General features: G+C 42.5%; 21 protein-coding genes. 12 read left to right on the plus strand and 9 right to left on the minus strand.

Annotated elements, in window-relative coordinates; all coding sequences use genetic code 11:
• Window positions 1–102 precede the first annotated feature (102 nt).
• Entirely contained in the window at window positions 103–576 is a 474-nt protein-coding gene (locus L9Q40_RS09550; RefSeq protein ID WP_014234278.1) for a CreA family protein, read from the minus strand.
• Window positions 577–836: 260 nt separating this feature from the next.
• On the opposite strand from L9Q40_RS09550, the gene L9Q40_RS09555 reads away from it, so the two are divergent.
• Window positions 837–1,346, plus strand: coding sequence for a flavodoxin (locus L9Q40_RS09555; RefSeq protein ID WP_498793107.1), 510 nt, complete (start codon window positions 837–839; stop codon window positions 1,344–1,346).
• Between the two features lie 355 nt (window positions 1,347–1,701).
• Window positions 1,702–2,370: an HAD-IA family hydrolase gene (locus L9Q40_RS09560; protein WP_014234276.1), complete on the plus strand. Its 669-nt coding sequence runs from the start codon at window positions 1,702–1,704 to the stop codon at window positions 2,368–2,370.
• 458 nt (window positions 2,371–2,828) lie between these two features.
• On the opposite strand, the gene L9Q40_RS09565 is transcribed toward L9Q40_RS09560, so the two are convergent.
• Window positions 2,829–4,259 carry a methyl-accepting chemotaxis protein gene (locus tag L9Q40_RS09565; RefSeq protein ID WP_498793108.1) on the minus strand — a complete coding sequence of 477 codons (1,431 nt, stop codon included), beginning with the start codon at window positions 4,257–4,259 and terminating at the stop codon, window positions 2,829–2,831.
• 550 nt (window positions 4,260–4,809) lie between these two features.
• Here L9Q40_RS09565 and L9Q40_RS09570 point away from each other — a divergent pair.
• Window positions 4,810–5,406, plus strand: coding sequence for an acyl carrier protein phosphodiesterase (locus tag L9Q40_RS09570; protein WP_498793110.1), 597 nt, complete (start codon window positions 4,810–4,812; stop codon window positions 5,404–5,406).
• 67 nt (window positions 5,407–5,473) lie between these two features.
• A complete protein-coding gene (locus tag L9Q40_RS09575; RefSeq protein ID WP_498793111.1) occupies window positions 5,474–6,724 on the plus strand; it encodes a DEAD/DEAH box helicase in 1,251 nt (416 codons plus the stop codon).
• 87 nt (window positions 6,725–6,811) lie between these two features.
• Here L9Q40_RS09575 and L9Q40_RS09580 read toward each other — a convergent pair whose 3' ends face one another.
• Together L9Q40_RS09580 and L9Q40_RS09585 are read right to left on the minus strand one after the other, a co-directional pair.
• Window positions 6,812–7,600 (minus strand): EAL domain-containing protein, encoded by a 789-nt coding sequence (locus L9Q40_RS09580; RefSeq protein WP_498793112.1) that lies wholly within the window; start codon window positions 7,598–7,600, stop codon window positions 6,812–6,814.
• A gap of 180 nt (window positions 7,601–7,780) precedes the next feature.
• Complete coding sequence (locus L9Q40_RS09585; protein ID WP_498793113.1) at window positions 7,781–8,413, minus strand: hypothetical protein; 633 nt, start codon at window positions 8,411–8,413, stop codon at window positions 7,781–7,783.
• Window positions 8,414–8,619: 206 nt separating this feature from the next.
• On the opposite strand from L9Q40_RS09585, the gene L9Q40_RS09590 reads away from it, so the two are divergent.
• The 3 genes from L9Q40_RS09590 (at window position 8,620) to L9Q40_RS09600 (ending at window position 10,137) form a co-directional block, all read left to right on the plus strand.
• Entirely contained in the window at window positions 8,620–8,862 is a 243-nt protein-coding gene (locus L9Q40_RS09590) for a DUF2164 domain-containing protein (protein ID WP_014234269.1), read from the plus strand.
• 169 nt (window positions 8,863–9,031) lie between these two features.
• A complete protein-coding gene (locus L9Q40_RS09595; protein WP_420659596.1) occupies window positions 9,032–9,571 on the plus strand; it encodes a cytochrome b in 540 nt (179 codons plus the stop codon).
• On the plus strand, window positions 9,568–10,137 hold the full coding sequence (locus tag L9Q40_RS09600) for a YceI family protein (protein WP_014234267.1): 570 nt from the start codon (window positions 9,568–9,570) through the stop codon (window positions 10,135–10,137). Before L9Q40_RS09595 ends, L9Q40_RS09600 begins: the two co-directional genes overlap by 4 nt.
• 89 nt (window positions 10,138–10,226) lie before the next feature.
• Here the strand turns inward: L9Q40_RS09600 and focA are convergent, their stop codons facing one another.
• Window positions 10,227–11,678: a formate transporter FocA gene (focA, locus tag L9Q40_RS09605; RefSeq protein ID WP_239951069.1), complete on the minus strand. Its 1,452-nt coding sequence runs from the start codon at window positions 11,676–11,678 to the stop codon at window positions 10,227–10,229.
• A gap of 257 nt (window positions 11,679–11,935) precedes the next feature.
• Here focA and L9Q40_RS09610 point away from each other — a divergent pair, with 257 nt between their 5' ends.
• Together L9Q40_RS09610 and L9Q40_RS09615 are read left to right on the plus strand one after the other, a co-directional pair.
• On the plus strand, window positions 11,936–12,841 hold the full coding sequence (locus tag L9Q40_RS09610) for a LysR substrate-binding domain-containing protein (RefSeq protein ID WP_372379178.1): 906 nt from the start codon (window positions 11,936–11,938) through the stop codon (window positions 12,839–12,841).
• A 226-nt stretch (window positions 12,842–13,067) separates the two neighbouring features.
• A complete protein-coding gene (locus L9Q40_RS09615; protein ID WP_020334913.1) occupies window positions 13,068–13,553 on the plus strand; it encodes a DUF1097 domain-containing protein in 486 nt (161 codons plus the stop codon).
• Between the two features lie 127 nt (window positions 13,554–13,680).
• Here the strand turns inward: L9Q40_RS09615 and L9Q40_RS09620 are convergent, their stop codons facing one another.
• Complete coding sequence (locus L9Q40_RS09620) at window positions 13,681–15,315, minus strand: ATP-dependent endonuclease (RefSeq protein WP_498793116.1); 1,635 nt, start codon at window positions 15,313–15,315, stop codon at window positions 13,681–13,683.
• Window positions 15,316–15,573: 258 nt separating this feature from the next.
• Here L9Q40_RS09620 and L9Q40_RS09625 point away from each other — a divergent pair, with 258 nt between their 5' ends.
• Both L9Q40_RS09625 and L9Q40_RS09630 read left to right on the plus strand, forming a co-directional pair.
• Window positions 15,574–17,316 (plus strand): bifunctional metallophosphatase/5'-nucleotidase, encoded by a 1,743-nt coding sequence (locus tag L9Q40_RS09625; protein WP_498793117.1) that lies wholly within the window; start codon window positions 15,574–15,576, stop codon window positions 17,314–17,316.
• A 523-nt stretch (window positions 17,317–17,839) separates the two neighbouring features.
• Complete coding sequence (locus L9Q40_RS09630) at window positions 17,840–18,889, plus strand: TerC/Alx family metal homeostasis membrane protein (protein WP_498793118.1); 1,050 nt, start codon at window positions 17,840–17,842, stop codon at window positions 18,887–18,889.
• Here L9Q40_RS09630 and L9Q40_RS09635 read toward each other — a convergent pair.
• Window positions 18,857–20,095, minus strand: a complete 1,239-nt coding sequence (locus L9Q40_RS09635) for an ISL3 family transposase (RefSeq protein ID WP_498791601.1) — start codon at window positions 20,093–20,095, stop codon at window positions 18,857–18,859. The two genes, L9Q40_RS09630 and L9Q40_RS09635, sit on opposite strands and share 33 nt — an antisense overlap.
• 398 nt (window positions 20,096–20,493) lie before the next feature.
• Here L9Q40_RS09635 and L9Q40_RS09640 point away from each other — a divergent pair, with 398 nt between their 5' ends.
• Complete coding sequence (locus L9Q40_RS09640; RefSeq protein ID WP_014234260.1) at window positions 20,494–20,685, plus strand: hypothetical protein; 192 nt, start codon at window positions 20,494–20,496, stop codon at window positions 20,683–20,685.
• Between the two features lie 158 nt (window positions 20,686–20,843).
• Here the strand turns inward: L9Q40_RS09640 and L9Q40_RS09645 are convergent, their stop codons facing one another.
• Both L9Q40_RS09645 and L9Q40_RS09650 read right to left on the minus strand, forming a co-directional pair.
• The gene (locus tag L9Q40_RS09645; protein ID WP_014234259.1) at window positions 20,844–21,401 is read right to left on the minus strand and encodes a PhnA domain-containing protein; all 558 of its coding nucleotides are present in this window, start codon (window positions 21,399–21,401) and stop codon (window positions 20,844–20,846) included.
• Between the two features lie 296 nt (window positions 21,402–21,697).
• Window positions 21,698–24,106: a VolA/Pla-1 family phospholipase gene (locus L9Q40_RS09650; protein ID WP_498793119.1), complete on the minus strand. Its 2,409-nt coding sequence runs from the start codon at window positions 24,104–24,106 to the stop codon at window positions 21,698–21,700.
• Window position 24,107 lies beyond the last annotated feature (1 nt).

Here is a 24,107-nt window from a genome sequence, read left to right on the forward strand (position 1 = left end):
TGTGATTGTATCACATAAAAATGAAATTAAACTGGTTTTGTTGCAAGAAAACTTGCCCACCAACACATTATGGTGGGCTTTCGAAGGATAATTGAGGAGGTATTAATTGGTTTTTGCTTGTGTCGGCTCGACGTAAGCTTTTGTTCCCCAGAGTGGCACAGTTGATAGACTATGTTTGAAGCTCCCCGACGTCTCCTTTGTAGAGTATGAAAGGTACATCAGCGTTTGATTTTCTGGGTCATAAATGCGTCGAATCTTCATCGACTTAAAGAAGATACTCTTTGACTTCTTAAAGACGACATCGCCAGATTTACTCTTATCAATCCTGGCTAGCATTTCAGGCGTGATTTCACCGGTTTGGCGACAAGAGATAGAGCTATCACTTGGGTCAGCAAGACTGAAATCCGCTTCAATACTGGCAACGTGACAAGTCACCCCCGGTACTTCGGGATCGACAAGCGTATTGAGTTTGATGTCTTTCATAGTAAACATGCCCAGTGATACATCACCAACTTCATCACTACCACAGCCGGCAAGCAGGGTTAGTAAGCTTAAAGCAAGTATGCGTTTTTTCATTATTTTGGCCTTCATGAGAAAAGTTTGTGGATTTAATCTATCAGACGTTAGCGAGTAAAACAAAATTTGGCGTTACCTCAGGACTTTAGCTAGGTTTGTTATAGGCTTCATGCTAAGGTACAGCCTCAAAACGAAGCTACGCGATGCGACTTTTAAGTTCAGAGGTATCCCACACGGATTTTGTTGTCGATACAAGACGCAATTTGCTTTCGCTTTTGACTTGCTACTACTTTGTAGCCTGTGATTGTTAAGGTATGTAAATGAATGAAATACAGTTAGCCAGCATAGAACGCAAGAACGCGTGGCTGCATGATCTGGTCGAAGTCGAGTTTCCTACACCCGAAAGTTTGAAAGGGCGAGACATCTACTTTCAAACGCTAAAACAGCAACAATACCAAATCGTTGATAAAGACTCGATGTTGGCCGGCGAGGCGGAGTGCAAAACTGACGATATCTTCCTCGTAGATTTCCATCGATTGACCATTATGTTTTCACTTCTTCAATCGCAGCGCTGGGATAAGCAATACGATAAAGACATGGTGGTTGAATACCTGACTCAAATCATTTTGACACCAGATTTTGAACTGTATGTCGGTTTTAAAGACGGAAGTCCTATTGGCGCTGCTATCACTAGCCATTTTGAAGGCAATACACTCATTTCAGATGTCGCTGTTGCCGATGTAATAGAGAAAAGCCAATTTGAGTCTGATCTAGCGAAGCGATTAGATAACGAAGCAAAACTTTGTGAGACAGTAATTATCGAGCGTTAACACATTCATCGCCATCTCTATAACGCAGCATCGCTAACCCTTTAATAACTGACGAAACTTTGCAATCAAGTGCCAAATTCTAACGTTATACGTGTTGCTGCGTTCGAACATTTTCCCCCTTCTCTACAGCTCTGGTCATTGGCTCTCGCAATATATCGAACATCCTATTAAAAAGTTCACACTTTTAACGGTAACTAGATAGAAATCGGTGATCTTGATTTAAAAAAAGATAATTCTTCGAATTCATTTTTGCGAAATGCAGAGTTCATCGTTTAAATAATCCTAAACTCAAATATTATTGTTCTACAAAACAAAATAAGCTCAGCAATATTTTTAACGTGTTTGGGGGAAGGTAATGGCAATTAATAATGTTAAGTGCGTGATTTTTGATTGTGATGGAACACTGGTCGATAGTGAGCGTTTATGTTGTCAGGCTTTAGTTCATGTATTCAACCAGTACGGTGCTGAACTCACTATCGATGAATGCGTGTCTCACTTCAAAGGTGGCAAACTCGCCGACATTTTAAGAGATACCAAAGCGTTAATGAATATTAATGTGCCGATTGACGTACTCGAACCCGAATATCGCCAGGAACTACATAAGCTTTTCGTTCGACACTTACAACCTATGGATGGTGCCAAACAACTGCTGAGCTTTTTTGATTCGCATAACATTGAATATTGCGTCGCATCTAATGGTCCGAAAGACAAAATAGAATATGCTCTGGAACTAACAGGGTTATTGGATTCTTTTAAAGGCAAAGTGTTTTCCGCGTTCGATGCAAATAGCTGGAAGCCTGAGCCTGATTTGCTGATGTACTCAGCAATGAATATGGGATTTTTACCCAGCGATTGTCTCTATATAGATGACACGCCTAAAGGTGTAGAAGCTGGAATAAATGCTGGTATCAAAACAGTGCATTTATTTAATGGTGAAGATATTAACCGTGTCGACGACGAACGCGTAATAAAAATTCAGCATTTTGATGAATTAAAAGAGCAGTTGTTAGGCTGCTCTATATAAGACATACATCGTAATCAAACCAGTAGTTAGTGACATATGCGACTTAAGCTGTGGATGTGTTTAACTTTGGATTGTAAGTAAGGCGTTTGATGTAAACATTGGATTGAAGAAAAGCTTTTCGTATGAAAACCGCAAGCCGCGCAAGTGAACTTTTCGCCATCCGCAGAAATTAAATATTCATCGCATTGGCATAGTGGACAGGTAAGGTTTTCGTTTTCGTTATTGTTTGTATCTTTGTAATTATTCATATTGTTTTTCCAGCAGCAAATGGAATCTACATGTTCAAGCATAGCGGAACACAATCTTGATGAACATTCTTTCATCAGGTAGTAATGGAACTTTCGATTCACTTCAAATATTTCAATTAGGTCGACAGTTTGTAAATGTTGGGTTAACAAAATCGAAATGAAAATAAGCCAGATAAACACACTGGGCTCTTTTTAGGAGCCCAGTCATTATTACTTGGTACGATAACGAAGAAGTACCTCTCCCAAATCAACAGACGCTTTGGTTAAATTCGCAACCCCAATTGTTGACTGTTGCGCCACTTCTCTAATCGTGCTGGATTGTGAGCGAATGTCTGTGAGCTCCGATGCAATGTCGTTGGCGACAGCACTTTGCTCTTCTGCTGAAGTAGAAATTTGGATACTCATGTCCATTAATGAACGCGCTGAATCAGCAATTGAAGAAATGTCATGACCAATTTCATCAATTAGATGGCTACTGGTTTGCGCTTGTTTAACTGTACGTTCAGTGATAGATGCGATGTTTTGGCTTTCAGTATGCAGCTTCTCAATCATTGCCTGAATCTCTACAGTAGCTTGCTGCGTGCGGCTGGCTAGTGTGCGTACTTCATCCGCGACAACTGCAAAACCACGGCCTTGTTCACCCGCTCGAGCGGCTTCGATGGCTGCATTAAGCGCAAGTAGATTGGTTTGTTCAGAAATCGCATTAATGGTTGTGATTACCTCATTAATTTGCGTTGTGTTCTCATTTAAATGGGTAACAGAATTCGCTACTTGCTCAATGAAAGAAGATAAGGTTTCTATCTCGCCAATAACATTTTGTACGCGGCCACGACTTTGTTCAATTTTGTGCGCATCCTGATCGGATTGTGAGGTCGCCTGTTGCGAAATACTTGAAACTTCTTTTGCAGAAGCCGTCATTTCTTCCATCGCGGTCGCGACAGAATCGAGCGTTTGATACTGATGAGATATCTGAGTTTCGCTTAATAGCATGTCTTTTTCGAAAGCTGAAGACGTTTCACTTAACGTGTACGCGTTATTTTTAACACTATTAACTAGCTCCGTCAGCGTATCCATTGATTTGTCGAGTGCGCAACCAATGGTACCGAATTCGTCTCGGCCCGGATGAAAGCCTAAGCGAGACGTCAGATCACCTTCACCAATTTTTTGAGTCGTAGTGTAAAGAACCCAAAGTGCACCTCCAATGAAAGTGGCAACCCAGTAACAAAACAAGGCAAATGGAAGAACCCAAATAAAGCTAAGCAGCAGCGAGGTTAGGGCATTAGACTTAACTTGTTTATATTCTGTACTTCTATCTTCGGCTAATTTAATCACTTCCCCGTTGTCAGTGTGTGAATAAACAGTGACAGACCCGTCTATGAATAGACTCTGCTGTTGTCTATTTGCTTCTGTGATGCCATCGACTTGATAGATATTGCTTGGTTTTGCGTCGATGATCCCCGAAAGTTTCGCCTGTGCAGAAATGATTGCTTGATGTTCAAACTGGTTGATTTCGTTGTAGTAACGGCTCCCTGCAACCGAAGTTAGAGCCAGCAGAAACAGTAGGAAGATAACCCAGACTTTGTCATTTATAGACATCTTAATAAAGAGTCGATCTATAGTTCTAAACTCAACTTCTCTCATTTAACACTCCGTTTGAGATATAAGGTATTTCATCTCGTTATCGTCAGTGTTGAGGAAAACATGAGACCCAAATCATTAAAAAATGTAATATCTATAACGTTAATTTAATTATATGTGACATAAGTCAACTTATGTAGTGGCGCTAGACATTGGCTTTGAGTCATTTGTCCGTTAAAAACAAGCAGTGAGCTGAGAGCTTACCGATATGCAAACGATTACCTTTGATGTTGCTCATAGGAAATTAAATCTTTACTTTTCGCTGTCATGAATGTGTCATATAAAGATTATAAAAAGGATTCACTGACATAGATTGTCAGTAGGAAGAAGCAAGTACGCTTCAAAATAAAACAAAGGAGGTCACAATGAGCGACCAGTACCAAAACGACGAGAACCTAGAGCTACTAGATGCAATGGAAATTGGCATCATCTTGTCGGATTACTTTGGCTCAGAAAACGAATCTGAGTAGAGTGTCACTTAATTATCAACGCTGTGCTCAAGACGTTATACTAAGTTCATGTTACATCAAGCCTAACGGCAATATGGCGTCTAATGAACTTTCTTGCCCATCTACACATCGCAGATCACTGTAACAGCCATTTATTGGGGAATTTGCTTGGAGACTTCGTGAAAGGGGATCCAAGCAAACAGTATCAAAGTGATATTTCTAATGGCATCAAACTTCATCGGTTTGTCGATCGTATAACAGACCATCATCCTATTGTTGAAGTGTGCAAGCCTCACTTTACTGGTGTTTCGCGACGCTTCGCTCCCATTGCTCTTGATATGTTTTGGGATCACTGTTTAGCTAAACAGTGGTCTGCGTTTCACCACCACTCTCTGGATAAATTTGTAAATGCTGCCTACCAGCGCGTTGACAGAGACGTTGGCGAGCAATTGCCAGAGCGTTTTCTTGTTCTGCATAGCAGGATGTGGACGGGTGGATGGCTTCAGTCCTATCAGGATTTAGAAAATATCGAATTTGCTCTGCATCGTATGTCCCAAAGAAGTCCTAGAATGTCAGATCTGACGACTACTTTCGCGGTATTAGATGAACAATATGCGACATTAGAGGCTAAATTTCCGCTTCTATACCGTGATGTGCTTCGACAAGCCTTTGAGTTCCACCAGCAATTAATCAATGCATAGAGTGTAAAGGTAGTATGGTCTGGAGTGCTCTGGTAAACTCTGCGCTCCAAAAATTATGAGGTTTATCATGTCCGTTAATTTTGCTGACCTTGGCATTGAACAAAATCTGGTGGAAACTCTGAGCACATTAAACATCGTGACTCCGACACCGGTGCAAGAAAAGTCGATTCCCCATGTTCTGGAAGGAAAAAACCTGCTCGCTGCTGCACAAACGGGTACTGGTAAAACGGCTGCGTTTGGACTGCCTATTATTCAAAGCGTACAGCAAGAAAAACTGAACGGAACGCCAAAAGCTCTAATTTTGGTACCTACGCGTGAACTCGCTCAACAAGTCTTCGAAAGTTTGTCTCAGTACGCGTCCCAGACGGCATTACGCATTGTTTGTGTATACGGTGGTACCAGTATTGGTGTTCAGAAGAAAAAACTTGAGGATGGCGCGGACATTCTGATTGCGACCCCTGGACGCTTGTTGGATCATTTGTTTAACGGCAATGTAAACATCTCAAAGACGAATACGCTTGTACTCGATGAAGCCGATCGTATGTTAGATATGGGATTTTGGCCTGATTTGCAACGAATCCTACGCCGCTTGCCAGATGAAAAACAGATCATGCTATTTTCCGCAACGTTTGAAAAGCGCATTAAAACCATTGCTTATAAGCTGATGGATTCTCCGGTTGAAATTGAAGTTACTCCACCAAACACGACCGCTGAAACGGTTACACAGATAGTTTATCCCGTCGACAAGAAGCGTAAACGTGAATTGCTCGCCTATTTAATTGGTTCAAAAAACTGGCAACAAGTGCTGGTGTTTACCAAAACAAAACAGGGTAGTGACGAACTGGCGAAAGAGTTAAAGCTAGATGGCATAAAAGCTGTGTCGATTAATGGTGATAAGTCACAAGGTGCTCGTCAACGCGCATTGGATGAATTTAAACAGGGTAAAGTACGTGCATTGATTGCGACTGATGTTGCAGCCCGAGGGCTTGATATTCAGGAACTAGAGCAAGTAATTAACTTTGATATGCCGTTTAAAGCTGAAGATTACGTACACCGTATTGGTCGTACAGGACGAGCGGGTAATTCTGGACTTGCCGTATCCTTAATGAGCCGAGACGAAGAGTATCTGTTGCATGCGATTGAAAACTTACTGGATCAGCGATTGCCACAAGAATGGTTGGCGGGTTTTGAACCTAGTTTAATCGAAGAGGTCGAGCCTGAACGTCACGGTGGTGGCCGTAAAAGTCGCTCGGCAGAAAAACGAAAACTTAAAGCCAAGTTAGCTATCCATAAAAATCGTGGTAAAAACCGTCGATAACTTAGTTTTTAGTGGGTTAAGTTTATTGATGACTTAGATTCGTTGATAAACTTAAGTAATTGGTTCATTTGGTAAATATCAAATGAATTAGGCTGTTTTCGCTTGATCATAAACGGCTAACGTTTCTGGAAGTGCAAGGTAATAGCCTTGATACATATCGAAGCCGAGTTTCTTCATTAAATTAAGTTGATGCTCGGTTTCAATTCCTTCGATAACGGTTTTCGCGCGTAAGTTTTTTGCCAATAAAAGCGCACTTGTCAGTGACGACAGGTCGCCATGTTCGTATTTAACCAGTAATGAACGGTCCATCTTAATGATGTAAGGTTGAACAGATTCAACTCGCTCTATTGTCGATGCATTAACACCATAATCGTCTATCGCAAGCTTAAAGCCGCATCTACTGAGTTCTTGCGTTGATTGATAAAAACAGGATTCATCGTTCGCATCCAACTCGATTAACTCCAACACAATCTGCTCTGTTTTCAAATGAGACTGACTGATGGTCTGCTTGAGCAACTGACAGTACGACATGTCCTGTAACATCATTTCTGCTGCTGTAGGAAGCACATTGAGAAAGAGCTTCTTATGTTGGTAGCGCGATTGGCCAAAGTTCTTTATGTGTATCAAGCGACTTAAACGTTCGACATTAAATTGGTCTGAAACCGGAATGCTTTCTGACTGGAAAAAATAGTCAGGGCGGATCGTCGAGCCGTCAATATCGGTGATTCTTACCAGTGCTTCCAGACCAACAATAGAATGATCCTTTTGATAAATGGGTTGAAATACGCTTTTCAGTGTTAAATTTTGATATTTTGCGATGTACTGTCCATCTGCCTGTTTAGAAATGCAGCAAGTAAGCTGCGAGATACTCATCATTATTACAACCTAAATTAATGCTTATCATCGATGCGAGTACATCAAGCTTCATTGATTATAAGAATCTAAGCGCGCGCGACCTGATGAGGCAAGCTCGTTAGTTAGTGTTAATAAGATTTATCGAGCGGTATCAAACAAATGTATAGATAGATTGATAAGGTACGTATTCCCATCTTTAAGCTACCACTGCAATACGGCGTATAGCTGGAGATATTTTCGAACAAGTTGCTGTTTGTTTGATCGGCGTAATGGGTGGCCAAATTTGATATAGCATGGGTTGATATCAAAGCGAGAATTGAGCGATTGCGTAAGCTGTGACTCACTGGTGTATAAAGTAATACCTTGTTCAGTATATTCATTTATTGGATCCGGTAACTCACCCATCCACCAATGCAGTAGCTCCCTGCTAGTTTTACTTCTACTTATCCAGTGATCACAAACCAGAAAAAGCAAATCGTTAGGCTGTAACGCGTAGCCATATTCGCTTTGCCACTCGGTTATCGAAGCAAGCATTTTTTCGCGACAAGGTTTACCCGCACTGACCATGTGATAACTCAAAACCCACACGGTGCCAATCTCTGAAGTAATGCGGTAATGGTGGGGAAGGTCGGGAGCATTAAGTACTTCAAGTGGTTTAATGACACTGCTGTGGCCAAAGTGACGAAGCGTATGCTCCATCCGCCTTGAAAACGCGAGACCTAAATGATGTTCACTCATCCCTTGGTTGTGAACCGCAGGGTAGTGCTTTTCGCAGATCTTGAGGCAGTCTTCCTGAAAATCATTAACACTTTGTATTACTAAGTCGAGTAGCAAAGAAAATCCCTTAACGGTTATAAAAACGATGAGAAAAAATTAGCATAGTCTTTTTAGCATAGACTAAGTTGAATCGGCAACTTCTTGATCTAAACATCAAAATTAGGAATTCTATCCATCAATATCTTAGATAGTCCTAGTGATTGTTGGATAGAGTAGATTGTCGTGAGGTCGATAATTGGACGATGAAATTTAGAGAGCAGTAAATGATTAAATTAGACAGAACACAAAAAGAAACATTATCAACGGCGATTCAAGATTATATGGAAGACGAACTAAGTATTGAAATCGGTCAGTTTGATTGCGAATTTCTCATTGATTTTATCACTGAAAAGCTTGGGGCAGTGTACTACAACAAAGGAGTTGAAGATGCCAAAGCCTTATTCGAGCGCCGTATGCTAGAAGTTTCCGACGAACTTTATGAGATAGAACAGGAAGTAAAACTCTAAAATTCATGAATTCTTACATTTAACTTATTCAAAAAATTCGAACAGGTTGGTAGATGTGCTGTAATTGGCTAGATGTAAATAATGGTAAATAATCTGTTTCATATAAAGTAAATCGGTTAATGTGTTGTTTCTTATTCAATATCAACACAGAAAATTCTTGGGAATTGAGATGGATACATCCGTAAAAAACTACAACCTTCTGACCCGCGCGATGCACTGGTTATCAGCCATCGTTATTGTTGGCTTATTTGCGGTCGGCTTATGGATGGTCGATTTGAGTTACTACAGCGAGTGGTATCGTACGGCACCTCATTACCATCGTTCTATTGGAATCCTACTCGCGATAGTCACGTTATTCCGGATCGTATGGAAGCACATGAGTGCATCTCCTAAGCCAGAAGGCAAAAACCATGAAATCATCGCAGCTAAGTTAGCGCATGGTGCGATGTATTTGTTACTTATTACCATTTTCGTAACGGGTTACCTGATTTCAACCTCGGATGGTCGAGGTATCGAAGTATTCGAGTGGTTTACCGTACCTGGCGCAGGCGAGTTGTTCCCAAATCAATCTGATCTGGCGGGTGAAATTCACTTTTACGCAGCTTGGGCTATCGTCCTAATTGCTGGTTTACATGCCGTTGCTGCACTTAAACATCACTTTATCGATAAAGACAACACATTAAGAAAAATGTTAGGAGCTTCAAAATGAAAAAGTCACTATTTGCTACAGGATTAGCGATCGCTATGGCACTTCCGTTTGGTGCGCAAGCAGCAGACTACGTTATTGATACGAAAGGGGCTCACGCTTCGATTAACTTCAAAGTAAGTCACTTGGGTTACAGCTTCATCAAAGGTCGTTTTAATACATTTTCTGGTGACTTTTCTTTTGATGAGAACAACGTTGCTGACGCTAAAGTGAATGTTGTTGTTGATACCACAAGTCTGGATTCAAACCATGCGGAGCGTGATAAGCACATCCGTAGCGGTGATTTCATCGATGCAGGTAAATTTGGTCAAGCAACGTTTACTAGTACAAAAGTAACGGATAAAGGCGACGGCAAACTAGATGTAACTGGTGATTTGACACTTCACGGTGTAACCAAGCCTATCACTATTGAAGCGGAATTCGTTGGCGCAGGTAACGACCCATGGGGTGGTGAGCGTGCTGGTTTCGTTGGTACTACTCGTCTAGAGCTAGCAGATTTTGATATCCCTGTAATGGGTTCTTCTAGCTATGTGGATATGGAACTTCATATCGAAGGCGTTAAGAAGTAATTTATTGTCACTCGTATAATAATATTAAAGCGCTCTTCAAACGAAGAGCGCTTTTTTAGTGCCAACTAACTAAAGTTAGTGTTTTATTGTTATGCGGTTTCTAATTCGTCTTGTTCTACTAGATTCAAACGCTCACCGTAAACGGTACGTAATGCATTCATTATTTCGACACGTGTTACTACGCCGACTAAGAGTCCATTCTCTAATACCGGAAGCACTTGCGGTTTACTGACGTTCATACTCTTGGCACGCTCTTCCAAAGAAAGAGAAGTTAAGCGTGTTGCAATGCCCATATTGCTTGTAGGGAAGAGCTTTTCTTTGTCGATACACATAAACTCAACCACATCGACTAAACGGTCACCAGCATCAATAGCGACAATGTCACGGCTCATCAAATCAACCACTTTCTGACCGTTAACCGGAATGTAATCCTCGCACCAAAGATCGACCATAATATCGTGCGCCGACAGGAAGCCCACTAAACGATTATGAACATCAACGACAGGGGCGCTGGTTAAGTGATGATCAAGTAAGGTATCAAGTGCTGTGACTACCGGAGTTTCTGCGCTGATAGTCACTGGAGCAGGGTTCATAATGTCCTTAACAAAAGAGCTATTTTTCATGTTGGATTCCTTAACTGACATGAGTGGTGTTGTTTTAGTGATGGTTTGAATGTTGGCGGCTTTTAGCTCAGGTCGACGGAAAATACACCAGTTTGATAAGCCAACTAATACAGCGCCGCCTACTATATTTCCTAGTGTTACCGGGATTAAGTTTGCAGTGACAAAGTGAAACACATTGAGGTCTGCGTATTGGGATGCAGGAACGCCGACAGACAGCCAGAACGACTCTGGCGCAAAATTAGCGATAACAATGCCAAGCGGGACCATGAACATATTGGCGACACAGTGCTCGAAGCCACTGCTTACGAACATAGCGACAGGTAAAATCGTCATTGCCGCTTTTGTCATCGCATTTGCAGAACTAAAGGTTAGCCAGATTGCTAGACACACCAAAAGGTTACATAGAATACCGAGTGCAAACGCCTGAACTAACGTGTGATGCAGTTTGTGCTGTGCGATGTTAAGCGCATTCAATCCCCATTGACCGCCGTCCATTTGGTATAAGCCTGCCGCTGTAACCAATGCGAGCAACAGCATTGCTCCAATAAAGTTACCCACATAGACCTTGCCCCAAATTGATAGCATTTTTCCAAAAGATATCTGCTTGTTCGCCCAGGATATGCTTGAGAGCACTGAGCTAGTGAACAGTTCGCCTCCACAGATAACGATCAGGATCAAACCCATACTGAAAGCTATTCCGCCTGCAAGACGACTCAATCCCCAACCTGCACCTGCGCTACCCGTTGTCACGGTGATATAGAACAAGAATGCCAAACCGATAAATGCGCCAGCCATTGCGGCAAGACTGAGTGTCATCGAGCTCGTTTTTTGGGCTTTGCTCAGTGCAAACTTCTCTGCTTCAGCCATCATTTCTTTCGGAGAAAAATACTGGTGATTGTCAGAGTTGATCACCGCCATACTGACTCCTTAGTTTTTGATGCCATAAAAACTCCTTGATTTATAAACTCATAACGATTGTTTTTGTATTTAGAACTGCGGTATTCCTCAACCGCACAATCAGGCTAATAGGAAAATTCCGACAGGGAAAATTGATATTGTTTAAGGTTCACATCAATTCAATTGATAACTGATCGAAGATGAGTAAAATGAATGCCGTTGCTTATGTTTTTAATCAGGTGAGGGTATGGGAATACTCGCTCGTAAAGGAGGACACATTGCGCTATTCACTAAAGCAATTAGCCGTTTTTAATGCAGTTGCCGATTCTGGAAGTGTAAGTCAGGCTGCAGACAAGCTGGCTTTGACACAATCGGCGACAAGTATGTCGCTCTCACAATTGGAAAAAATGCTTGGTCGGCCATTATTTGAAAGGCAGGGCAAGCAAATGGCGTTAACCCATTGGGGAGTGTGGCTGAGGCCAAAAGCAAAACGCTTGCTGCAAGATGCTTTACAGATTGAAATGGGCTTTTACGAGCAACATTTGTTGAGTGGGGAGGTTCGTATTTGTGCGAGTCAAACGCCTGCAGAACACTTAGTCCCTGATCTTATCAGTATTATTGATAATGACTTTCCTGAGATGCGTATCTCTTTAAAGGTGAAAAGTACCAGAAGCGTCCTTGAAGGCGTATTGGATTACAAGTACGACTTGGGAATCATTGAAGGCCGCTGTGATGACAACCGTTTGCACCAGGAAGTCTGGTGTCGCGACCATCTGACGGTTGTCGCGGCTTCACATCATCCTTTTGCCAAGCGCCAAACCGTAAGTTTAGCCCAGTTAGAACAAGCAAAGTGGGTATTGCGTGAAGATGGTTCTGGTACACGCAAAACCTTCGATAGTTCGATCAGTAAACTTATCGAGGATCTTGATGTTTGGCGTGAATACGAACATGTGCCAGTACTTCGTAGCTTAGTGGCTAATGGCCAGTACTTAACCTGCTTACCTTATTTGGATGTCGAGCGGTATATCCAAGCTGGTCTGCTGGTTGCCTTAGATGTTCCAGAGCTCAAAATGGAGCGCACGCTTTCATTCATCTGGCGAGCGGATATGGCAGAAAACCCATTAGTAGACTGCATTAAGCGCGAAGGCTTACGCATGATGAAAGGGAAGCCGACGATTCTATAGCGCTTGGTAATATCGCATGAATGACGGTGTTTGTTATTTACTAAATCTGTTGATTTATCGTTTACGTCAAATTTATAGTGTAATAAATGAAACACAAGTTATTTATTTGTGATCAGCGTCACCGATAAGCTGAGGGAATACTTCTAGTATCGGTTCTTGATTTCAATGTTTAACGCCAGTTATCAAACCAGAAGGGTCTGATACTAGCTAAGCAGGTACGAATACCATGACGACACTATTAGCGATTTCTATTACTACTGGGATTTTGTCCGGCGTTTGGGGATGGATAGCTATCTCTTTAGGCCTACTATCCTGGGCGGGGTTTTTAGGTTGTACTAGTTACTTTGCCTCCCCGACAAGTGGCCTGAAAGGATTGGCAACCAGCCTTATTACAAATTTAACCGGCGTGTTCTGGGCTATGGTCATTATCTATGGTTCAACCTACGTAGGGTTAGAAATTCTGGGCTATGTAATAACGGCAATTGTGGCTTTCTTTATGTGTATTCAAGCTAAGCAAGCTTGGTTATCTTACATTCCTGGTACATTTATCGGCTCATGTGCAACCTTTGCAGCGGATGGTAACTGGCAACTTGTTGTACCGTCGCTGGTATTAGGTGGTGTATTTGGTTATCTAATGAAAGCGACTGGTCTTTGGTTACACTCGAAATCAAATACTACTTCAACTTCTTCGCTCGCAGAGCAAGTGCAGTAGTGACCCCCGATCTAATTGGTATCCACTGAGCACTGAGAGTACTTTTCTTCTCAATGCTATTCATCAAAGTTATTGATATTTGATACAAGCACACTTTAATAGTGTGCTTTTTTTTACTTTTTCCGCCCTAAGTATTCCCACTTGCCATAGTAACGATACGTTTTAGGGTCCAGCGCAATAGAACAGGGATACATTCCACGCCGTTCTCTTCACAATGCGAAACAATCGCTAGGGCTAAATCAGGCTTGGCATGTTTTTTTAGCACTCGGTTGACCACTTTTTTCGCGGGAATTTGATGATCGTGAGGAACCTTTATCATGTCTTTAAAGAAAACTTCAAATCCATGGTTGTAAAGGAAATGCTCAATATCTCGATCAGGCAACTCGGTTAAACGGTGGCGCTCCTGGTCATGCTCTAATTGTGAACGAACCGTATGAGCGTACTTTTTACCAGCGGCATCGCCGTCTGTTACTACGTGCCAGTCAATACCAAACTCTTTTGCGACTTTAATTATTGAACGCAAGCCAGACTGAGCAAACTCGACTATCTGAACACCTTCAGCCGCTAAATCATAACCACATTGACGCGCTAACTCATTAAAAAGCCAGACTTCGGTTTCACCTTCCACTAGCAACCAGCAACGAGCAAAAAGCGCACCTGCTCGGTGAAAGCGTATGTGAAAACCAATACGCCTTAGTTCATCTCGCCCGAATTTAGATGGATTAAGGCTCTTCGCGATAGTGCGATCAGACAGGCGGTACAGACGCCGTATCGAATAAAGCGGAACGGAACCGAGCAAACTCCCACTGTTAGTGGTCAGAATTTTTTGCATCGGCAGTAGTTGAAGCAAGGACCAGGCTCTCGCTAAATGAGTAGGGTGTAAGCGACCTTCAGGATCTTCAATGATTAAGATTGGTCGTGCACAACGCCTTAGTTCGGTTGGTCCTTTCGCTTGCAGGTAAGTGTTAAGCAAGCCCATTAGAAGTAAGCGACTCTGCTTATCGTTAGTTTCTCTTAAATATTGGCTCAGGCCTTTATCGGAAGGATGGCTATTATAAAACAGTCCGTCTCTAGGCTTCCTTGGGTTCCCTCTGCTGGTACTTCGGAACGCGAAATAGTGATCGATCAACGTTTGCATAGAAGAAAGGCTACTGCGAATTTCCCCCTTATTGACTTGACCTGGCATGGCTAATAGTCGTCTACAAGTGTTGTCGATGCGCTTTTCAATCCGGGAATTTTTATTGTCACCGTTGATATGAGATGGGTGAGGGAAACGACGAGAGTCTCTTAAGCGAATGACAGGATGTAGCGTCATTAATTCAATAGCAAGTTTTTCAGAATGATGGATCTTTATTGTTTTCCCTTCATTATCGAGAAACGTATACTGAGTCGTGATGTCATGACCGACACGAGAGCCACTGATTCTGTAGTAGATTACATGCTCTCCATTGTCTTTTGTACACCAAGCAGGCTTAATCCTACGGTAACGGCCCGCTTTTACCTCTTGCCTATCTTGTGCTTTAAAGCAAAGAATAATCTCGATATGCTGAGATTGAGGGTGGGAGATAGAGTAATCAACGTGAAAATCTTTCAGGTCAAACTCATATAGATTCCCGTCTGTTGGTAGTGCAATGGATAGGGCATCAAGTAATGAAGACTTACCCCATGTATTCTCACCAATGAGCGTGGTGAGTTCATCAAAAGAGAGTGAAAGGCGTTTGATGCCTCTAAACCCGGAGATTTCGATGCGTTCTAGTCTCATCTCAATCCTCCTCGCAATTATTTGAATTATAGAGAATTATCTTGCTGTCTCTAAGCATATAGTAATTCTTGAATGTTGCTATAAGCTCAGTTCACAAATTTACGAGAGCCTGCATAGGAAGTGGATCGATACGTTTATGAAATGTGAGTTCACCTATGTATGGTCACGGAAAAATGAAATGGAAATTCGCTGTTTCATAAAATTCATGATTCTGTCATGATCCACTCCTTATTATTATAAGGAATGAAAAGAGAGAAGATGAAAATGAATAAAAATCATAAGCCAGTAAGAATAAAACTGGCACACATCAATGACACTCATTCCTACTTTGAGCCAACGTCATTACAGCTAAAATTACAAATCAACAAAGAAGTTACGCTAGAGCCTTACGTGAGTGCAGGTGGTTTTTCTCGCATTGCCACACGCGTCGAACAACTCCGTGATGATGCGAATCGCCAAGGGCACGGAATGTTATTTTTACATGCCGGTGATTGCTTCCAGGGTACTCTGTACTTTTCTTTATTTAAAGGCAAAGCCAATGCTGACCTGCTAAACGCGCTACAAATCGACGCGATGGCATTAGGCAACCATGAATTAGATATGGGTAATGAACCCGTAGCGCAGTTCTGTCAGCGTACCAATTTTCCATTACTTGCTGGTAACTGGGATCTGTCCAACGAATCAGTTTCTAAAACTCATCGAGTGAGTGATTGTGGCAATGTGCTGAGTTATCAGCATCAAACTCAAAGCGCGCAATATATGGTGAAAGAGTTTGATGGCGTACCAGTGGCCATTTTTGGTCTGTCGATCGATAAAATGAGTGATATTGCGAATCCCGATGCAGATACTCCTTTCGTGGCAGCGATTGAAACAGCTAAAGCGACGGTTGAGCAAATCCACGCGGCTGGAATAAAAAACATCATATTGCTTAGCCACCTGGGTTACGAAGGTGACTTAGAACTCGCAGAACAGGTTGACGGAATTGGGATCATCGTTGGTGGCCATAGTCATCGTCTGCAAGGCGATTTCTCATCGATAGGCTTAGGTAAAGACGACCAATACGGGGTGAACGTTAACGGGACGTATGTGGTTCAAGCTGGCTTTCATGCACTGACGATTGGACACTGTGTACTCGAGTTTGATGAAGATGGCAGAGCGACGATGCTAAATGGTCAAAATGAGCTTTTACTTGGCCGTCGTATATTTTGGGATTCTTCACTCAACCAACAACTGGACCAGGGCGTATTTGAAACAGCGTGTGACTTTATTCATGGTCAGCCAAATGTTGTCGTGTGTAAAAAACACCCTGAGACGCAGGCGATTTTAACGGACAAGTACATACCACGCGTACGCGCACTTCAATCGCAGGTTATCGCGAATGTCGAAAATAAAAAACGCCACGTTCGTATACCTGATGAATTTGGCGGTAGCGAACTCGCTTCCGCGGTGGCGCATTCATTCTTGCACAGTTTAAATCAACGTGGACATGAAATTCAGTTCGCCATTCACAACGCTGGTGGCGTAAGAACGTCACTCAACCCGGGTAAACTTACGATTGCCGATGTTGCCGGACGTTTATTGCCATTTGCCGTTCCTATTGGTTTTTATAACGTGCAGGGAAGTGTGATTCGCCGAGCTTTAGAAGGCGCAATTAATAACGCGTTGAACAATGGTGTTGAAGGCACCGGTTCTGGTAGTTATCCGTACACATACAACCTGAACTTTGAGTACAAAGCCCATCTTCCTAAAGGGAAACGCATTACCGTATTAGAGATCTTCAACGAGAATCGCTGGATCAAGGTACAAGATGAGGTTTGGTATCGTGGTACCTCATCGGCATATACAATGAAAGGCAAAGAAGGTTACGAAGCCTTATTGGATATGGAAGGTGAGGGAAGTGTCAGCAATCTGTCTATGGCGGATTGTTTCATTGAACTGCTCACTGATGATCCTAACTGCTTGAACCAAAATCACAAATTCTATACTCAGCAGCGTAGTTAGCCATTTTGGGTACTCATCTTGCTTATCTTTCCATGATAAATGGGGTGAAGGTAAAACGGATGTGGAACAAAGACTGGAGTGATGTTGCGGTAGTTGTTGCTTGGGTTGCCGCTTGGTCATTACTAGCACATGTTATGCCTGTGATGGGATATTGAGCTGAGCAAAATATTAAGAAAAGGGAGCACAGTCGTGCTCCCTTTTTTATGGGCATCACATTCATTAATGTAATGCTTTGAATGTCATAAAGTATCTCTGCCTTATCGATAGCTATTCTTTGTTGGAAAATTAAAATGACAGGCGTATGATGACCCCGTTTGGGGAGTAGTTAGCGCAAGTTTACTTATCGTCATCTCGTTAAGCGTATGCTTATCCGGTAAGTAAAGGTGTCATTGATTCATTTAATTTGGCACTTCAACGAGACCAACGCATTCAACAATTGGCAGACACATGATTCATGTGGCTGTTGGTTTATATTGTATGCGGAAGGTCACCAAACCAGTGGTTCTTCCGCGTAGGAGGAATCATGTCTCTTATTGAAAATACCACCCAAGTTAGTCAATCGGTTCTGCTTCAAGAATCTCTCAATATGTATGCCGTTTTCGGGCTATTTACACTCGTTTTAGTCGCGCTTGATATTTACCAAACGCGCGGTGGCGTTGTGTCGATGAAAAAAGCCATTACTTGGAGCATCTTTTGGTTTTTGTTGGCCTTTGTGTTTGCGGGGTCTATCTATCTGTTCTGGGATTTTTATGCGCCTCATAGCCACTATACCAATACAAAAGCGGCAGTTTCGTTCCTTACCGGGTATCTGCTGGAGAAATCACTCAGTGTTGATAACCTGTTTGTTTTCGCAATCATTTTTGCTCAGTACAACGTGCCTGAATATTTACGACCGAGAGCATTGCTTTGGGGTGTGATTGGTGCGCTGTTACTTCGTGCCGTCATGATTGCTGTCGGGGCGCAGCTATTGGCTCAATATCACTGGGTATTGTACTTATTCGCGGCATTTCTGATTTGGACCGGTATTAAACTCGCGCAAGGGAGTGATGAAAACGAAGAGGTTACCCCGTATCCGGAGAAGTTTATCCGTAAACTCATTCCAGTAACTGATGGTTACCACAATAACCACATGATAGTGAAGCAGGCGGGTAAGTGGTTGGCGACACCGATGTTCATCGTCGTAGCGGTGATCGCGGTAATGGATGTGATGTTTGCATTGGACTCAATTCCCGCGATTTTTGCAGTCACACGTGAGCCCTTCTTGGTGCTTGCAGCGAACGTATTTGCGTTACTTGGGCTTCGCTCATTGTATTTTGTATTACAAGCAATGTTAGATAAGTTCGTTTACTTGAAGCCAGCTTTGTCTGTGATCATGATGTTTATTGGTGTGAAAATGCTTTTGGTTGGTACGGACTATGAAATACCGACGATTTGGTCTCTCACATTCCTAATCTTGGTGATGACCTCGGCCGTAGTCGCTTCGGTTTATAAGAACAAAGAAGATGCAGTATCCAGAGTTAATATTACGGTTCTTCTCCGCTTAGGTGAGCTTGATATTTGGGTAAAAAGTTGAGTGGGTATCAGGAACCGATGTTTGTCTGATCTTCAACTTAAAATAATCTGTATCTCTTACTCCTCTGGCTCTTCGTCTGAGTAACCCTATAGATACATTGCCAGCCTCAACCCGAGCGTTGGTCAGCTTGTATTTTGCGTAGTTACAGATACCTACTTTTCTTTCTAATATTGAGTCTGCAAAGCTGCTTAGTGACATTATCCGAGTTGACTTTGCTAGACGGCACCAAGCTTCAAGAGCGGCTGTCATGGTCTCGTAACAAGGCTCATCCCATATCGCTTGTAGCTGCTCTTTTAGCATATAAATCACGCACAACGTCTTGTTACTCTCAAGTAAATCGTCGAGTCTGTCAGACTGCTTGTCATCCAATTTCTGTGCATTTTTCAGTAGGAGGAAGAGTGTGCCTTTAAGCATCCTTTTCTCATCGTGCGAGCCAATCCTAAAAGCTTTCGCTCTCTCTTTTCTGATTAAAATGCAGTAGTTTTGCATCACATGGAATCGGTCAAAAACGATGTCTGCATGAGGTAACATTTTTCTTACCGCTGATTGGTAAGCTTGCCCCATATCCATTGATACCGCTTTAATTCCAGCCTTTGTTTCCTCTGATAGTTGCTCGAAAAATGAGATAAGGACTTCTGCTTTTCGTCCATGTTCTACCCAAATTAAATGACCAGAAACAAGGTCGTAAACGACGGTCATATAATCGTGTCGTTTAGCTCTAGCTACTTCATCAACGCCAATGTGGAGTAAGTTCTTTAGTTTCTCGGGTTCTAAAGCTGGCAGGCTTGAACGCAAGTATTCTCTATCGATGTTTTTGACTGTTTCCCACCGAATACCTAAATGCTGAGACACGGCATGTATGCTCATGTGGCGGCATAATCCACTGATAAACTTGCAAAAGCGAGCGGTATAGCGACCTCCTTTAGAGACATAGTCAGTATCTTCAATTAGCCGTCTTCCGTCTTTATCTCTGGTTTTAGCCAGTTCAACTTCTATCGTGCATGGCCGTCCGCTAACAGGCAGATCCTGAAGTCGTCTTTTGACATAGTGGTCTACGGTGCAGGTTGCACCTGTGATTGGATCTTTGACCTTATATCTTCGGTCTCGACGGCAACGAACGAAAACTGATTGGGACACTTCTTCTATTGAACAAGATTCGACACACTGACCTTTAAAGCAAAACAACGAGGAATACAAAGACGACAAAATACACTACAAACTTATAATAAAAATAAGCATTATAAATCATGTGATTATGATAGGTTCATTGATGTTGTTTGACTCATGAAAGCGGAGAAGAGCCATATTACTAATCAAAAATATTGACGTGTTTGGTGTGTTAATTTGATATTGAATATTATATTGGTTAATAAAATGTTGCTAAATCGGGTTGGAATATGAGGTAACTTAAAGTTATTCAAGCATTATTGGGCTAATTTGAATAAATATTCGCCTGGCGAGTATTAGTATATTCAGTGTTTGTTATGAGTTTGTTTTATTAGAAAAAGTAATTCGAAAGGGTAGTTTTTGTCACTTTTTAAACTGAAACGATGTGACTATTATACACCCAACAAAACCTATTACTGCTTTAAAGAGAGGCAATCATGGCACAAGCAATGCAAATGACAAATGTAGCTTTACCAACCTCTATGGATAAGAAGACCTACTCGGTCAACTTCAAAGGATTGATTGCACACTTACTAGACATTCTTTTTGTAGATAACTCAACACCACGTGGTTACTACGCGGAAGATTTGTCAGCTCATATTCAGAAAGACATCGGTATGTATCGTTAATCTGAAGACAGTAATGAACAAAGCCAGCTTAATCGCTGGCTTTTTTGTATCTATTTCAGGGTCACCACAAGGCGGTATGACTAGCCACTCCATATAGCGAGCTGAAACAAAAACAGGGCTCCGACTGGAACCCTGTTTTTAGATAAAAGTAACGTCTATTACTTCTTACGACAGAACTCTGCGATCACATACATAGACTGACCACCGTTTGCCTTACCAGAAACCAATTTTGGATCGTCGCCAAGACTGATACCACGGATAACCGTACCTTGTTTGATTACTTGGTTTGTGCCTTTAACTGGTAGATCTTTAATTACTGTTACATCGTCACCTTTTTTAAGTTCAGTGCCGTTACAGTCAACCGTTTTATCATCAGCAGACATACCCTTCATGGCCCAGTTCATTTGCTCTTCTTCCATGTACATCATGTCAAGAGCATCTTGAGCCCAGCTTTCAGTGTTTAGGCGAGTCAGTTGGCGCCATGCAGTAACTTGTACTGCTGGCACTTGGCTCCACATGCTGTCATTTAGACAACGCCAGTGGTTAATGTCTTTAGGTTCTTCGATCTCGCTTAGACATTTGTCACAAACCATAATAGCGGTATCAACTGTTACGTTACCGTGTGGTGGAACAGCGTAAGCAGTTAATGGAGATTCAGAAGAACATAGTTCACATTTTGACTCGCAGCGTGCAAGCAAAGTAGATTCGATAGACATAAGGACTCACCTTAGTAATGTTATTTTGTGGCGGTATTATCCACTTTATCCTGATAAATAAAAGGGTGTTAGGGAATTTAGGTTTGGTTTTTACAATATTGCAACTTGATTAATGTAAATATGTAAAACATTTGGTAATAAAATTGATGTCGGAATATAAAAGCTCATTGTAACTATAAACAGGCATGAATCTTTTAGCGCTCCTGCCATGCAAATGCCCCCAATAATTGAAGATCAACTATTGAGGGCATAACAATAAGACTTAGGGTTTCAGTCTTAGATTTTATATCTGATGTTTATTTCAGAACTGACGTGTTAGAGACACCAGTTAACACATTATCCATTAGGAAATCGGTGTTCTCGGTTTGCATTTCGATGTAGTGATCGAGGTCAGCCAAAGTACCACTTGGTGATGCAAACGTACTGTGTGTCGCTGTCGAGTTGAACTGAACGAAGCTCGCCGTTGCTGAGACTGCTGGGTCTGAACTATTAACCTTCTTTAAGCCTAGTTTCTTGGCCAGTGGTTCTGTACCTGCGAATAGTGCGTTGTTAACGCTATTCGGAACTACTGAATCACCCTCAGTTTGTGTCATAAAGAATGGTGTTGATAGCGTACCTGAAGACATCAAATCACTAGCGTTAGTGAATGGGTCAACAGTATCGAGCGTTGTCTGAGCAGCGTAGATGAACTGAGAGAAGCCAGAGCCTAGTTCGGTTAGCTGCGCTGCAGTGGCCAGACCTTCAAAGGTCTCATAACAGGCTTTTGCATCTAATTCGGTACATTGTGCATCAGCAAATGACATGTAGCCCGTTGAAGCAGCGTAAGCCAGATTATGCTTTATCTGAGGCCCGAAGTTTGCCGAGCCCAATAACAAGTTACCAATTTGGCCGCCTGAGTTCTGGATAGAAGCCGCGCTAAACGAATAGAGCGCATCTGCCGTTGGGCTACCTAGAGAATTATTGGCTGCTGCAACCGCAGATGTACCAACGATACCGCCTAGAGAATGACCCAACATCTTAACTTGCGAGCCAGTCATTGGGTTGAAACCCTGAAGAGGCCCAGTTGCTAAAAGACCACCTTGTGCCGATACGACCAAGCTTGCACGAAGGCCCAGAACGTCCAGTACACTTTGACGTAAATTGTCACGAGCTACCGCTAAGTTCGATAGATTCAAATAAGCTAGAACGTTCGCATTCGCCGAGCGTTGTTCATCAAGGCTACGTGTGCCATGCATAGGCAAGTCGATAGCAATAACGGCTACGCCTGCTTTAACCATGTTGTAGGCAAACGCATAGGCTGTTTCTTTTGATGACGTGATGCCGTGTTGATAAACCACAACGTCTGTTGCGACACCTGACTGCGGAGTGAATAGAAGAAACTCTACATCTTCAACAGACTTAACTGCAGGAACAGGAGAATAACGCGTAATAATACGTTCACTGTCTAATTGGCTACCGTCGCTCAGATACAGGGTAGAACCAACCAGCTTAAGCTGTTCCGTCGGATCACTTGCCAGCTTCGTTACATCCACAGGGTTCTCTGCGAAAACACCGGTAGAAAGCTGCTGAACCATATTCGCTTGTTCGTTTGGATCGGCGAGAGCAGCGCTAAGTTTTGCAAGGCTTGGCATTGCAGAAACCATTGGCTGCATGTTCCAATCTGCACCTTTCTCAAGGTAGTAAGGGAGTTTTACCGAGCCTTGAGTCACATTCACGCTAGCGCCAGAAGCGTTGTAGAGGCCTTTTATCGCTGTCTTAGCTGCGTCTAGGTCACTAACGTATTGATTAAAATCCTGGTCATTATCAAGAGCCGTTACAAAATCCTCGGTCGTACCAAACGTCATGGTATAAGCGGCCGCGAGATCAACGGAATTATCATTTGAATCTGCTTTATACACATTATTCAGCGTGTTTGCGCCAGTTGCGAATCCTGTTGCCGTTACGCCTTTCACTGCGGCCAGAGTATCACCCACTGATTGCGTGCTAAACCAAGATGAGTAGACGATATCATCAGGGCTAACACTTGCTAAGCCGAAAATACCTTCAACTGCTGTTGTCACTGCTTGAACAGAAGCTAAGTCGCCGGTTTCGTACACGACTTCCTTACTTTTCGCGATAGCGTAGTTCGAAGATGTACCGATCGGGTCGCCATTAACATCAGTTATGTCTTGCGTTACAGCAAAAATGTACTCGCTCGATTCGTCCAGAGCATCCATAAACTGGATATAGAGTGAATTACCATTGGTTTGGACAACATAATCTGTGCCGAGTGTCAGAACTTCTTCGATCGGATTGCTGGTGCCATCCCAATCAGTCAGGCGCGTATTGATTTTGATGACTTTTACACCCGACGTCACCATGCCTGTAGCAAATCCATCACCGTCGAAGTTTAATACGATAGGCATTGATGTAGACCAACCATCCATAGTGTTCATCGAGGCTCTTGGATTGGTTAATGCATCATCGCCTTCGGTCGGCAGCCCTAAAGTGCCATCGGTCGAATCCATCAGTAGATAGGATGGGGCAGGAACCACTGCATTCGCACCTTGAAGGGTGAATTGTATTGATGTTTGGCGATCAAGTAGTGCCTGAACAGACGGTTCAAATCCTATTTGTTCCGAGGTGCCTCGACTGGCAGACTCGTCACCACAACCAGCAAGTAGGATGGCAGAACAAAGCAGAGATAATTTAAAAGTGTGTTTCATT

The sequence above is a fragment of the Allocatenococcus thiocycli genome (assembly GCF_921292965.1).
GTDB lineage: Bacteria > Pseudomonadota > Gammaproteobacteria > Enterobacterales > Vibrionaceae > Vibrio > Vibrio natriegens.

Bases quoted from the DNA above. Each gene is read 5' to 3' on its own strand.
- L9Q40_RS09640 (WP_014234260.1), top strand. From the start codon at position 20,494: ATGGCACAAGCAATGCAAATGACAAATGTAGCTTTACCAACCTCTATG.
- L9Q40_RS09620 (WP_498793116.1), bottom strand. From the start codon at position 15,315: ATGAGACTAGAACGCATCGAAATCTCCGGGTTTAGAGGCATCAAACGC.
- L9Q40_RS09600 (WP_014234267.1), top strand. From the start codon at position 9,568: ATGAAAAAGTCACTATTTGCTACAGGATTAGCGATCGCTATGGCACTT.
- L9Q40_RS09575 (WP_498793111.1), top strand. From the start codon at position 5,474: ATGTCCGTTAATTTTGCTGACCTTGGCATTGAACAAAATCTGGTGGAA.
- L9Q40_RS09595 (WP_420659596.1), top strand. From the start codon at position 9,032: ATGGATACATCCGTAAAAAACTACAACCTTCTGACCCGCGCGATGCAC.
- L9Q40_RS09560 (WP_014234276.1), top strand. From the start codon at position 1,702: ATGGCAATTAATAATGTTAAGTGCGTGATTTTTGATTGTGATGGAACA.
- L9Q40_RS09550 (WP_014234278.1), bottom strand. From the start codon at position 576: ATGAAAAAACGCATACTTGCTTTAAGCTTACTAACCCTGCTTGCCGGC.
- L9Q40_RS09570 (WP_498793110.1), top strand. From the start codon at position 4,810: ATGAACTTTCTTGCCCATCTACACATCGCAGATCACTGTAACAGCCAT.
- focA (WP_239951069.1), bottom strand. From the start codon at position 11,678: ATGGCGGTGATCAACTCTGACAATCACCAGTATTTTTCTCCGAAAGAA.
- L9Q40_RS09650 (WP_498793119.1), bottom strand. From the start codon at position 24,106: ATGAAACACACTTTTAAATTATCTCTGCTTTGTTCTGCCATCCTACTT.
- L9Q40_RS09645 (WP_014234259.1), bottom strand. From the start codon at position 21,401: ATGTCTATCGAATCTACTTTGCTTGCACGCTGCGAGTCAAAATGTGAA.
- L9Q40_RS09615 (WP_020334913.1), top strand. From the start codon at position 13,068: ATGACGACACTATTAGCGATTTCTATTACTACTGGGATTTTGTCCGGC.
- L9Q40_RS09565 (WP_498793108.1), bottom strand. From the start codon at position 4,259: ATGAGAGAAGTTGAGTTTAGAACTATAGATCGACTCTTTATTAAGATG.
- L9Q40_RS09625 (WP_498793117.1), top strand. From the start codon at position 15,574: ATGAAAATGAATAAAAATCATAAGCCAGTAAGAATAAAACTGGCACAC.
- L9Q40_RS09590 (WP_014234269.1), top strand. From the start codon at position 8,620: ATGATTAAATTAGACAGAACACAAAAAGAAACATTATCAACGGCGATT.
- L9Q40_RS09630 (WP_498793118.1), top strand. From the start codon at position 17,840: ATGTCTCTTATTGAAAATACCACCCAAGTTAGTCAATCGGTTCTGCTT.
- L9Q40_RS09580 (WP_498793112.1), bottom strand. From the start codon at position 7,600: ATGATGAGTATCTCGCAGCTTACTTGCTGCATTTCTAAACAGGCAGAT.
- L9Q40_RS09555 (WP_498793107.1), top strand. From the start codon at position 837: ATGAATGAAATACAGTTAGCCAGCATAGAACGCAAGAACGCGTGGCTG.